This window comes from Micromonospora sp. NBC_00860 (assembly GCF_045207375.1).
GTDB classification, from domain to species: Bacteria; Actinomycetota; Actinomycetes; order Mycobacteriales; family Micromonosporaceae; genus Micromonospora; species Micromonospora vinacea.
In genome coordinates this window covers 6,823,287-6,836,078 of sequence record NZ_CP108825.1, presented here as the reverse complement: position 1 = coordinate 6,836,078, position 12,792 = coordinate 6,823,287, and the positions used below count along the sequence as shown (strand labels likewise).

The 12,792-nt window shown below is 69.2% G+C and carries 8 protein-coding genes; all 8 read right to left on the bottom strand.

The features are described 5' to 3' along the window. Positions 1-339: 339 nt before the first annotated feature. Positions 340-720 (bottom strand): hypothetical protein, encoded by a 381-nt coding sequence (locus OH804_RS31625; protein ID WP_196924645.1) that lies wholly within the window; start codon positions 718-720, stop codon positions 340-342. Positions 721-1,426: 706 nt separating this feature from the next. Further along, positions 1,427-1,795 carry a hypothetical protein gene (locus OH804_RS31620; protein ID WP_196919811.1) on the bottom strand — a complete coding sequence of 123 codons (369 nt, stop codon included), beginning with the start codon at positions 1,793-1,795 and terminating at the stop codon, positions 1,427-1,429. 94 nt (positions 1,796-1,889) lie between these two features. Continuing rightward, positions 1,890-5,777: a DNA-directed RNA polymerase subunit beta' gene (locus tag OH804_RS31615; RefSeq protein ID WP_196919812.1), complete on the bottom strand. Its 3,888-nt coding sequence runs from the start codon at positions 5,775-5,777 to the stop codon at positions 1,890-1,892. A gap of 80 nt (positions 5,778-5,857) precedes the next feature. Further along, complete coding sequence (locus tag OH804_RS31610; RefSeq protein WP_196919813.1) at positions 5,858-9,289, bottom strand: DNA-directed RNA polymerase subunit beta; 3,432 nt, start codon at positions 9,287-9,289, stop codon at positions 5,858-5,860. Between the two features lie 569 nt (positions 9,290-9,858). Then, positions 9,859-10,245, bottom strand: coding sequence for a 50S ribosomal protein L7/L12 (gene rplL / locus OH804_RS31605; protein ID WP_196919814.1), 387 nt, complete (start codon positions 10,243-10,245; stop codon positions 9,859-9,861). A 54-nt stretch (positions 10,246-10,299) separates the two neighbouring features. Further along, positions 10,300-10,845: a 50S ribosomal protein L10 gene (gene rplJ / locus OH804_RS31600; protein ID WP_030329872.1), complete on the bottom strand. Its 546-nt coding sequence runs from the start codon at positions 10,843-10,845 to the stop codon at positions 10,300-10,302. A gap of 340 nt (positions 10,846-11,185) precedes the next feature. Next, positions 11,186-11,875, bottom strand: a complete 690-nt coding sequence (locus OH804_RS31595; RefSeq protein WP_406061290.1) for a hypothetical protein — start codon at positions 11,873-11,875, stop codon at positions 11,186-11,188. Next, complete coding sequence (locus OH804_RS31590) at positions 11,872-12,762, bottom strand: ATP-binding cassette domain-containing protein (protein ID WP_406061288.1); 891 nt, start codon at positions 12,760-12,762, stop codon at positions 11,872-11,874. Before OH804_RS31590 ends, OH804_RS31595 begins: the two co-directional genes overlap by 4 nt. Positions 12,763-12,792: the final 30 nt, after the last annotated feature.

Sequence of the window (12,792 nt, the reverse complement as noted above, 5' to 3'; positions counted from 1 at the left end):
TACCGGGTTTGTGTCACCGGCGCGCGGGTCGCCCCGCCCCGGATCCTTGACTTGTCGTGCCGCCGCCCGTAAGCCGGAAACAGCGCACGCACGAGTTGCCCGGGCATGCCCGGGCACAAGGGGAAAGAGTACCTACCACAACCGCCCAGGTCAAAACGGAATGGCCCGGCGACCGTCTCACAACCCGCCGGCCGGATCTCGTCCTGCCCCGTCGCCCGCGATGGGCACCTACGAATACAAGTGTACCGGCTTCCCCGCAGAAGCACCCATCGCCCCCGGAGGGACCGAACCCTTCCGCGGGAAAGCCCCGTCAGGTGCCGGAACTGTCGGTGGTCACCCTCAGGTCAGGGCGAGAAGCAGGGCCAGGCCCAGGCCCAGCAGGCTGAGCAGTGCCCCCACCGCGCCGCAGCTGATCCCGGCCATCGCCAGCCCGCGCCCGGTGAACTGGACCGCGGAGGGCGCGGCTGGCCGGCGGATCTGCCGCCGGCCGAGCAGCCCGACGACGACCGCCGCGCCGCCGGCCAGCACACCCAGCGCGGCGAACGCTCCGGAGGCCCACGCCCCGCCGTCGTTCTTGAAGGCCACTCCGAAACAGATCACCAGCAGCGAGACCAGGACCGACGCGACCCCCGCCACCAGCGCCCCGATGGCCAACCCGGAGGTGACCGGCGCCACGTCCAGGTGAACGACGCCGAACGGCGTACCGGAGACCGTCTCCACCCGCTTCGGCGGTCGGCGTTGGTCGTCGGTGGGCGGCGGCACCGAACGCTCGTGCATGCCACCCCACCCGGGGCCGTGCCCCGGCGGACCCCAGCCGGGCGGCGCCCCGAGCCCGGACGGCGGCGGACCCCACCCGGGATGCGCTCCAGGCCCGGACGGCGGCGGACCCCACCCGTACGGCACACCCGGCCCAACTGCCGGCGGGCCCCAGCCGGGCGGCACACCGGGCCCAGATGGGGGTGGACCCCAGCCGGGCGGCGGCATGCCGGGCCCGGACGAGGGCGGACCCCAGCCCGGGGGCGGCACACCCGGCCCCGACGGGGACGGACCCCAGCCCGGGAGCGGCACACCCGGCCCCGACGGGGGCGGACCCCAGCCCTGCGGCGGCATCGAGGCCGGCGCGCTGGAGACCGGGTACGGCTGCGCGGAGTCGGGTGCCGTGCTCGTACCCCAGCCGGAGTGCGGCGGCGGGCTCGGGGTGGACACCGGTGGCTGTGGTTCGTCACCCGGGCCGGGTCGCGCCCAGTCACTCGGCTCGGACGGAGGAACCGGCGGGTCCGGCACGCCAGCCGGTTCGTCCGCAGGGGGCCGCGCCGGTTCCGTCACGAGGTCCTCCAGTCGAAAGGCCGCCACCGCCACACGGCGGACATCGGCCAGGCTACCGCCGCGGGCGCCGCCGCCCGCGCCGGGCGCGGGCGCCGGCGGCTCAGTCCATGTTCGCCGGGTAGTCGTGACCGAACGGGGCGCCGGCCAACCGGACCACCCCGATGACCACAGCGGCCACCAGGCTGACCGCGACAAGCACCAGGCCGGTCCAGGCCATCCACTCCCCCCGCCGCAGCCAGACGCTGCCGGTCAGGAAACCCCCCGAGGCGTACGCCTCGCGGCGTGCCTGGCGGGCCAGTTGCAGGGCCACCGTCGCCGGCACCACGCCACCGATGAACAGCCCGGTCAGCATGCCGAGCAGGCCCAGCGCGAAGACCGCCCGTGCCTTCGTGGCGCGGGCCGGGTCCGGGTCCAGCGGGTGGCGCAGGCCCGGTTGGGCGAGGGACACCTGCCCGGGTGCGGTCGTCATCCCCCCATCATGCCGAACCCGGCCCGAGGGTGGGTGGGCACGGACACGACGAGGCCCCCGGCTTTCACCGGGGGCCTCGTCGTGTGACTGGTGCTTAGCGGTACGACCCGAAGTCGAAGTCGTCCAGGGGCACTGCCTGCCCGCTGGCCGGCCCGAACCCGTAGTCGGTCTCCGGGTAACCGGTCATCGAGTAGACCTTGGCCTTGGCCTCCTCGGTCGGCTCGACCCGGACGTTGCGGTACTTGCTGATGCCGGTACCCGCCGGGATGAGCTTTCCGATGATCACGTTCTCCTTGAGGCCGACCAGCGAGTCGCTGCGCGAGTTGATCGCAGCGTCGGTCAGCACCCGGGTGGTCTCCTGGAAGGAGGCCGCCGAGAGCCAGGAGTCGGTGGCCAGCGAGGCCTTGGTGATACCCATCAGCACCGGACGACCGGCGGCGGGCTCGCCGCCCTCCGAGACGAGCCGGCGGTTCTCCGACTCGAACAGCGCCCGGTCGACGAGCACACCCGGCAGGAACTCGGTCGAGCCGGAGTCGATGACCGTCACCCGCTTGAGCATCTGGCGGATGATGATCTCGATGTGCTTGTCGTGGATGAGCACACCCTGCGAGCGGTAGACCTCCTGGACCTCACTGGTCAGGTGGACCTGGACCGCCCGCGGACCCATGATCCGCAGCAGCTCGTGCGGGTCGATGGTGCCCTCGGTCAGCTTCTCGCCGACAGCGACGTGACCGCCGTCGTGGGTACGGAGCTTGACCCGCTTCGAGATCTTGTCGTAGACGATCTCTTCGCTGCCGTCGTCCGGCACCACGATGATCTTGCGCGAGCGCTCGCCGTCCTCGATTCGGATCCGACCCGGGGTGTCGGCGATGGGCGCCTTACCCTTCGGGACCCGAGCCTCGAAGATTTCCTGAACACGCGGCAGACCCTGGGTGATGTCCTCACCCGCGACACCACCGGTGTGGAAGGTACGCATCGTCAGCTGCGTACCGGGCTCACCGATGGACTGGGCGGCGATGATGCCGACCGCCTCGCCGATGTCGACCGACTTACCGGTCGGCAGCGACCGGCCGTAGCAGGCCGCGCAGACACCCAGCTTCGACTCGCAGGTGAGCACGCTGCGAACCCGGACCGTCTCCACACCAGCGGCGACGATCTTGTCGACCCCGATGGAGTTGATGTCCTGACCGCGCTCGGCGACCACGGTGCCGTCCGGCCCCTTGATGTCGTCGGCGAGGGTACGGGCGTGCACGCTGGTCTCGGCGTGGGTGTGGACGACGAGCTTGCCGTCGAGCTTCTCGCCGATCTGCATCGGGATCGCCCGGTCGGTGCCGCAGTCCTCTTCGCGGATGATGACGTCCTGCGAGACGTCCACCAGACGACGGGTCAGGTAACCCGAGTCGGCGGTCCGCAGCGCGGTGTCGGCGAGACCCTTACGGGCACCGTGCGTGGAGATGAAGTACTCCAGCACGGACAGACCCTCCCGGTAGCTGGCCTTGATCGGCCGCGGGATGATCTCGCCCTTGGGGTTGGCCACCAGACCACGGATCGCCGCGATCTGCCGGAGCTGCAGCAGGTTACCGCGAGCACCCGAGTTGATCATCTTCCACAGTGGGTTCTCCTGCGGAAGCGCGGTGTCCATCTCCTTGGCGACCTCGTTGGTCGCCTTGGTCCAGATCTCGATGAGCTCGCCGCGACGCTCCTCGGCGGTCATCAGACCACGCTGGTACTGCTTGTCGATCTGGTCGGCGTCCTTCTCGTACCGCGCCAGGATCTCCGCCTTGCGCGGCGGCGCGATGACGTCCTCCATGCCGATCGTCACGCCGGACCAGGTGGCCCAGTGGAAACCGGCCTCCTTGAGCCCGTCCAGGGTGGCGGCCAGCGCGACCTTGGGGAAGCGCTCGGCGAGGTCGTTGACGATCGCGGAGAGCTGACCCTTGCGGATCTCGTAGTTCACGAAGCGGTAGCCCTGCGGCAGCGTCTCGTTGAACAGCACGCGACCCAGCGTGGTCTCCACGGTCAGCGGGTCACCCTCGACCCAGCCCTCCGGGGCGGCCCACGCCTCGGAGCCGTTGCCGTTGTCGACACCGACCACGCCACGCAGGCGGATCTTCACCGGCGCCTGCAGGTGCAGCTCGCCGTTGTCGAAGGCCATCCGCGCCTCAGCGTCCGAGCTGAACGCCCGGCCCTCGCCCTTCTCACCGGCGGTGAGGTGGGTGAGGTGGTACAGACCGATGACCATGTCCTGGGTGGGCATGGTGACCGGCTTACCGTCGGCCGGCTTGAGGATGTTGTTCGACGACAGCATCAGGATCCGCGCCTCGGCCTGAGCCTCGGCGGACAGCGGCACGTGCACCGCCATCTGGTCACCGTCGAAGTCGGCGTTGAACGCGGTGCAGACCAGCGGGTGGATCTGGATCGCCTTGCCCTCGACCAGCTGCGGCTCGAAGGCCTGGATGCCCAGGCGGTGCAGGGTCGGTGCCCGGTTGAGCAGCACCGGGTGCTCGCCGATGACCTCTTCCAGCACGTCCCACACGACCGGGCGCTGACGCTCGACCATCCGCTTGGCGGACTTGATGTTCTGTGCGTGGTTGAGGTCGACCAGCCGCTTCATCACGAACGGCTTGAACAGCTCCAGCGCCATCTGCTTGGGCAGACCGCACTGGTGCAGCTTGAGCTTCGGGCCGACCACGATGACCGAACGGCCGGAGTAGTCGACGCGCTTGCCCAGCAGGTTCTGGCGGAACCGGCCCTGCTTGCCCTTGAGCATGTCGGACAGCGACTTGAGCGGGCGGTTACCCGGACCGGTGACCGGCCGGCCGCGACGGCCGTTGTCGAACAGCGCGTCGACGGCCTCCTGGAGCATCCGCTTCTCGTTGTTGACGATGATCTCGGGCGCGCCGAGGTCGATCAGCCGCTTGAGGCGGTTGTTCCGGTTGATCACGCGGCGGTACAGGTCGTTCAGGTCCGAGGTCGCGAAGCGGCCACCGTCGAGCTGCACCATCGGGCGCAGGTCCGGCGGGATGACCGGAACGCAGTCCAGCACCATGCCGAGCGGCGAGTTGCGGGTGTTCAGGAACGCCGCGACGACCTTGAGTCGCTTGAGCGCCCGGATCTTCCGCTGGCCCTTGCCGGACCGGATGGTCTCCCGCAGGCTCTCGGCCTCGGCGTCGAGGTCCATGTTCTGGACCAGCGCCTTGATCGCCTCGGCGCCCATGGAACCGGTGAAGTACTCACCGAACCGGTCGCGCAGCTCGCGGTAGAGCAGCTCGTCGGTGACCAGCTGCTTCGGCTCCAGCTTGCGGAAGGTGTCCAGCACCTCGTCCAGGCGGTCGATCTCGCGCTGGGCCCGGTCGCGGATCTGGCGCATCTCGCGCTCTCCGCCCTCCTTGACCTTGCGCCGGACGTCCGCCTTGGCACCCTCGGCCTCCAGCTCGGCCAGGTCGGCCTCGAGCTTGGCGGCCCGCTTCTCGATCTCCGAGTCGCGGCTGTTCTCGGACTGCCGCTTCTCGGCCAGGATCTCGTTCTCGATCGTCGAGAGGTCACGGTGACGCGACTCCGCGTCAACGCTCGTCACGACGTACGAGGCGAAGTAGATGATCTTTTCGAGGTCCTTGGGGGCGAGGTCCAGCAGGTAGCCCAGCCGGCTCGGAACGCCCTTGAAGTACCAGATGTGGGTCACCGGAGCGGCGAGCTCGATGTGCCCCATCCGCTCACGACGGACCTTGGAGCGAGTCACCTCGACGCCGCAGCGCTCACAGATGATGCCCTTGAACCGAACGCGCTTGTACTTACCGCAGTAGCACTCCCAGTCCCGCTGCGGACCGAAGATCTTCTCGCAGAAGAGCCCGTCCTTTTCCGGCTTCAGGGTGCGGTAGTTGATCGTCTCAGGCTTCTTGACCTCGCCGTGCGACCACTGACGGATGTCGTCGGCGGTGGCGAGACCAATGCGCAGCTCGTCGAAGAAGTTGACGTCGAGCACTATGTCCCCTATGTCGTCGTCTGTACTGCTAATTCTCGGGTGGGGTCGGGGGCCGGCGAGCCGGCCCCCGACCGCTCACCTCAGACCTCTTCGACCGAGCTCGGCTCGCGCCGGGACAGGTCGATGCCCAGCTCCTCAGCGGCCCGGAACACCTCGTCGTCGGTCTCGCGCATTTCCAGGGCCACACCGTCGCTGGAGAGCACCTCAACGTTGAGGCACAGCGACTGCAGCTCCTTGAGCAGCACCTTGAACGACTCCGGGATGCCCGGCTCCGGGATGTTCTCGCCCTTGACGATGGCCTCGTAGACCTTCACTCGGCCGAGCACGTCGTCGGACTTGATCGTGAGCAGCTCCTGCAGGGCGTAGGCAGCGCCGTACGCCTGCATCGCCCAGCACTCCATCTCACCGAAACGCTGACCACCGAACTGCGCCTTACCACCCAGCGGCTGCTGCGTGATCATCGAGTACGGGCCGGTCGAACGAGCGTGGATCTTGTCGTCGACCAGGTGGTTGAGCTTCAGGATGTAGACGTAGCCGACCGCGATCGGGTCCGGCAGCGGCTCGCCGGAACGACCGTCGAACAGCTGCGCCTTGCCGGTACGCCCGATCAGCTGCTTGCCGTCCCGGTTGGGCAGGGTCGACTCGAGCAGACCGGAGATCTCCTCCTCGCGGGCACCGTCGAAGACCGGGGTGGCCACGTTGGTGTCGCCCTCGGACTCGTGCGCATCGATCGAACGGAGCTGGCGCTTCCAGTCGGCGTCGTCACCCTCGACCTTCCAACCGGTCTTGGCGACCCAACCGAGGTGGGTCTCCAGCACCTGGCCGATGTTCATCCGGCTCGGCACACCGAGCGGGTTGAGCACGATGTCGACCGGGGTGCCGTCCTCGAGGAACGGCATGTCCTCGATCGGCAGGATCTTCGAGATGACACCCTTGTTGCCGTGCCGGCCGGCGAGCTTGTCGCCGTCCTGGATCTTGCGCTTCTGGGCGACGTAGACCCGGACCAGCTCGTTGACACCCGGCGGCAACTCGTCGCCGTCCTCGCGGGAGAACGTGCGCACACCGATGACCGTGCCGGTCTCGCCGTGCGGCACCTTCAGCGAGGTGTCCCGAACCTCACGCGCCTTCTCACCGAAGATCGCGCGGAGCAGCCGCTCCTCCGGGGTCAGCTCGGTCTCGCCCTTGGGCGTGACCTTGCCAACCAGGATGTCACCGGGGACGACCTCGGCGCCGATCCGGATGATGCCGCGCTCGTCGAGGTCAGCGAGCATTTCCTCGCTGACGTTCGGGATGTCGCGGGTGATCTCCTCCGGGCCGAGCTTGGTGTCCCGAGCGTCGACCTCGTGCTCCTCGATGTGGATCGAGGTGAGCACGTCCTGCTGCACGAGGCGCTGCGACAGGATGATCGCGTCCTCGTAGTTGTGGCCCTCCCAGCACATGAACGCCACCAGCAGGTTGCGTCCGAGCGCCATCTCGCCCTCGTCGGTGCACGGACCGTCGGCGATGACCTGACCGGCCTCGACGCGGTCGCCCTCGAAGACCACCGGCTTCTGGTTGACGCAGGAGCCGGCGTTGGAGCGGCGGAACTTGTGCAGCAGGTACGTCCGGCGGTGGCCGTCATCCTGGTGGATGGTGACGTAGTCGGCGCAGAGATCCTCGATCACACCGCCGACCTCGGCGACAACCACGTCGCCAGCGTCGACAGCGGCCCGGTACTCCATGCCCGTACCCACGAGCGGCGCCTCGGCCTTGACCAGCGGCACCGCCTGGCGCTGCATGTTCGCGCCCATCAGTGCCCGGTTGGCGTCGTCGTGCTCGAGGAACGGGATCATGGCGGTCGCGACCGAGGTCATCTGCCGGGGCGAGACGTCCATGTAGTCGACGGCACCGGGGACGACGTCCTCGGTCTCGCCGCCCTTACGACGGCAAAGCACCCGGTCCTCGGCGAACGTGCCGTCAGCCTTCAGGCGCGCGTTGGCCTGGGCCTTGACGAACCGGTCCTCCTCGTCCGCGGTCAGGTAGTCGATCTGGTCGGTGACCCGACCCTCGACGACCTTCCGGTACGGCGTCTCGATGAAGCCGAACGGGTTGACCCGGGCGAAGGTGGACAGCGCGCCGATCAGGCCGATGTTCGGGCCTTCCGGCGTCTCGATCGGGCACATCCGGCCGTAGTGGGACGGGTGCACGTCGCGGACCTCGAAGCCGGCCCGCTCCCGGGACAGACCACCCGGGCCGAGCGCGCTCAGCCGACGCCGGTGGGTAAGACCCGCCAGCGGGTTGGTCTGGTCCATGAACTGGGACAGCTGGGACGTCCCGAAGAACTCCTTGATCGCCGCCACCACCGGGCGGATGTTGATCAGGGTCTGCGGGGTGATCGCCTCGACGTCCTGCGTGGTCATCCGCTCGCGGACGACCCGCTCCATCCGGGACAGACCGACCCGAACCTGGTTCTGGATCAGCTCGCCCACGGTACGGAGACGCCGGTTACCGAAGTGGTCGATGTCGTCGGCCTCGTAGCCGTCCTCACCGGCGTGCAGCCGGCACAGGTACTCCACGGTGGCGACGATGTCGTCCTCGGTCAGCGTGCCGGTGGTGATCGGCACGTCGACTTCGAGCTTCTTGTTGAACTTGTAGCGCCCGACCTTGGCGACGTCGTACCTCTTCGGGTTGAAGAAGAGGTTGTCGAGCAGGGTCTGGGCGTTCTCGCGCGTCGGCGGCTCGCCAGGGCGCAGCTTGCGGTAGATGTCGAGCAGTGCCTCGTCGGCGCCGGCGATGTGGTCCTTCTCGAGCGTGGTCATCATCAGCTCGGACCAGCCGAACTTCTCACGGATCCGCTCGGCCGACCATCCGATGGCCTTGAGCAGGACGGTGACGGCCTGCCGACGCTTACGGTCGATGCGTACGCCGACCGTGTCGCGCTTGTCGATGTCGAACTCCAGCCAGGCACCCCGACTCGGGATGACCTTGACGCTGGAGAGGTCGCGGTCGGAGGTCTTGTCCGGCTGCTTGTCGAAGTACACGCCCGGAGACCGGACGAGCTGGCTGACCACGACACGCTCGGTGCCGTTGATGACGAAGGTGCCCTTGGGCGTCATCATCGGGAAGTCACCCATGAACACCGTCTGGCTCTTGATCTCGCCAGTGGTGTTGTTGGTGAACTCCGCGGTCACGAAGAGCGGAGCGCAGTAGGTCAGGTCCTTCTCCTTGCACTCCTCGATCGAGGCCTTGACCTCGTCGAAGCGCGGCGCTGAGAAGGAGAGCGACATGGTGCCGGAGAAGTCCTCAATGGGACTGATCTCTTCAAGGATCTCCGCGAGACCCGAGCGTGCGTGCGGGTCGTCCGCCGACCGGCCCTGCCAAGCCTCGTTGCCGACGAGCCAGTCGAAGGACTCGTTCTGAATGGCAAGGAGGTTGGGGACCTCGAGGTGTTCGGTGATCCTGCCGAATGAAACTCGGCGGGGAGCGAATGCGCTCGACGTACGACTGGTCTTCGCAGGGCGGGAAGCTGCCAAGATGCGTCCTTCCGAGGACCGGTGCTGCAGAACGGCTGGTACGCGTGCACTCCAATGACCCCACCAGAAATATCCGTAAACGGACATTTCCGAGCAGGGGTCAAGTCGGAAGGCAGCGCAAACTAGCAGTGTAGCCGAGAGGCTAACCGCTGTCCAGCCCACCCCGCAGGTTGTTTGCGGAGCGCGCCTCGGCCCCCGTCAACCGGGGTCTGCCGGGCCGCTCAGAACGCAACTCCCCACTGGGCCGCTCGGGTTACCGCGGCCGATGGTGCCGCCGCTGTCATACCCACGTCGTGGCCGTCGCAAGCGCGGTGTCTTGCTGGTGTCAGCGTGCCTGGCAGCCCCGGGCCGCGTCAAGGGCCGGTATTGCCCTTGCTGCGTGTTTCCCTCTGGAGAGCGACCCGCCGCCCTCGTTCCGGCCCACCCAGCCGCTGGTCGGAGCCCAGCTCAGAGCCGATCGGAGCCGGCTCCACCAATACGGCGGGCGGTGATCCGTGTCGGATCACCGCCCGCCGCGACGCGATGGTGTCCCGGCTCACGAGCCGGGTACGCGTTGGTGGAACGTCAGGTCACTTGAGGGTGACCTTGGCGCCCTCGCCCTCGAGCTTGGCCTTCGCCTTGTCGGCGGTCTCCTTGTTGACCTTCTCCAGGATGGCCTTCGGCGCGGACTCAACCGCGTCCTTGGCCTCCTTGAGGCCCAGGCCGGTCAGCTCACGCACGACCTTGATGACCTGGATCTTCTTGCCGCCGTCGGCCTCGAGGATGACGTCGAACTCGTCCTTCTCCTCCTCGACCGGAGCAGCGGTGCCGCCGCCGCCACCCGGGCCCGCGATCGCGACCGGAGCCGCGGCGGTGACCTCGAAGGTCTCCTCGAACTGCTTCACGAACTCAGAGAGCTCGATCAGCGTCATCTCCTTGAACGCGTCGAGCAGCTCGCCGGTGCTGAGCTTCGCCATATCTGGCGTCCTTTCCTGATTCTGTTAAGTAAGAACTGGTGCGCCGTGGGGGCCTCAGGCCGCCTCGGCGCCCTCCTTCTCGCGCTTGTCCTGCAGTGCAGCCGCCAGACGGGCGGTCTTCGACAGCGGGGCCTGGAACAGGGCCGCGGCCTTGCTCAGGTTGCCCTTCATCGCGCCGGCCAGCTTGGCCAGCAGCACCTCGCGGGACTCCAGGTCGGCGAGCTTCGTGACCTCGGCCGCGGAAATGGCCTTGCCCTCGAAGACACCGCCCTTGATGACGAGCTTCGGGTTGGCCTTCGCGAAGTCGCGAAGCCCCTTCGCCGCCTCGACGACGTCGCCCGAAACGAAAGTCAGCGCGGTAGGACCGGTGAACAGCTCGTCGAGGCCGGTGATGCCCGCGTCCGTCGCAGCACGCTTGGCCAGCGTGTTCTTCGCGACCGTGTAGCTGGTATCGGCGCCGAGCGAGCGCCGAAGCTGGGTGAGCTGGGAAACCGTCAGACCGCGGTACTCGGTCAGCACGGTGGCGCCCGAGCTGCGGAAGCTCTCGGTCAGCTCAGCGACGGCCGTGGCCTTGTCGGCCCGGATCGGCTTGTCCGCCATGTCCCTCCTCTCTCGTTACTCGAGGCTGGTCCCCGTCTCGGCCGAAGCCGGAACGGGGGCGGAGGGCAGCACGACAACGAAAAAGCCCCGGCGCAGGGCGCACGGGGCGAGGGCCGGCGGATCATCGTGGTCGGCGGACCACGTTCACTGCCGAATTACGCTTGCCGCCCTACGCGGGTCGCCCGTTGTCGCGGGACCTTCGACCGTGCCGAAGCACGGTGACCAGCGGTCTTTGGGTGGTTCCTCATCCATGAGAACACGGATGACGTTTGAAGAGTACGCGCCCGGGTCACCAGCACCAAATCGCTGCCTGTGAGCCGCGCCACCAGCCCCGGCCAGGTCAGCCCTGGGCCCGCCGCCGCCACAGGTAACCCCCGACGACCGCCGCACTCCAGGCCAGCGCCCACCCGCTCAGCCCCAGCACTGTCAGCGCGGCGGCGTCGCCGGCGGTGGTGCGAGCGGCGGCCATGATCGGCGGTGCCAGCCAGGGGGCCACCGAGCCGGTCAGGCCGAGCACCACAGCGCCGACCCCGCCGAGGGCCAACACCGCGACGCCGTACCCGGCGCCGCCCACCGACGCCCGGCTGGCCAGCGCCCCAAGAGCAACCGCAGCGGGTACGACGAGCAGGTGCGCCCACAACCCCAGCGCGAGCCCGACCGGAATCGACCGGTCCCCCGGGTCGACCGGGCCGGACACCCCGCCGACCAGCCACGGAAAGAGCAGCGCGACGGCCACCGTCACCAGCGCCGCCACCGCTGCGGCGAGCAGCCCGGCCCACCGCTCCCGCGCCACCCCGACCGTCACCTGCGCCAGCCGACGCTGCACGTCCGGCTCGACGTCCAACAGGATCTTGGTCTGCCAGGCGATCACCGGGAAGAGCACCACCGCGGAGACGCCGTACGCCTCCGCCGGCTGGGCGCGGCCACCGCCATAGAGCGTGCCGAGCGTGATCAGGCCGGCGAGCAACGGTGCCACCGCCCGACCGGTTCGCAGGAAACCGGCCAGCCGCATCCGGACCAGGGCGCTCACCGGGCCTCCCCCGCTGCCGGCTCGACCGCGGCATCGGCGGCCCCCGGCTGCTCCGCTGCCAGCTCCCCGGTCATCCCGAGCGACGGCTCGGCGGGTCGGGCGGCACCGGCGGCCCGGAACGGTTCGGCGGGTCGAGCCTGGGGTGCCGCGGTGGCGGCGTCGGAGCGTACCCGCAGCACCTGGTGGCCCTCGGCGCGCAACCGGGCGACGGTGCCGGCGACCCGCGCGGCCGGCACCGCGACCTCGACCACAGCGAACGTCTCGTCCGTCGACGGCGCCTCCTCGGTGAGCGAGCCGTCGGCCACCAACCAGCGGCGCGCGGCCGGCAGCCGGACCGTCTCGCCACGGTGGTCGCTGACCAGGACGGAACCGTCGGCGGCGAGCACCTCGGCGATCAGCTCGGGCACCAACTCGCGGGTGGCGGCGTCCAACCCCTCCCACGGCTCGTCGAGGACCAGCAGGCCCGGCGGGCGCAGCATCGCCTGGGCGAGGCCCACCTTCTGCGCGGTGCCCTTGGACAACTCGGGCAGCCGGACCGAGCGGAACGCCGACAGCCCGAGCCGGTCCGTCCAGGAGGTCACCGCCTCGCCGGCCGCGGCCCTGCCCAGCCCCGCCGCCCGGGCCATCCCGGTCAGGTAACGGGTCACAGTGAACGGTTGGTCGGCGGGGAAACGCTCCGGCACCCAGCCCACCCGCGCCGGCCGGTCGGTGACCCGGCCCCGGCCCGGCCGGAGGACCCCCGCGGCCACCTGGAGCAGTGTCGACTTGCCCACCCCGTTGCGGCCCAGCACGATCGCCACCTCGCCGGGACCGATCCGCACGTCGATGCCCTGCAGCACCCACGGCCCCCGCCGGTGGTACCGCAACCAGACGTTCTCCAGCCGCATGGGGTCGAGCCTGCCACACCTCAAACGCGA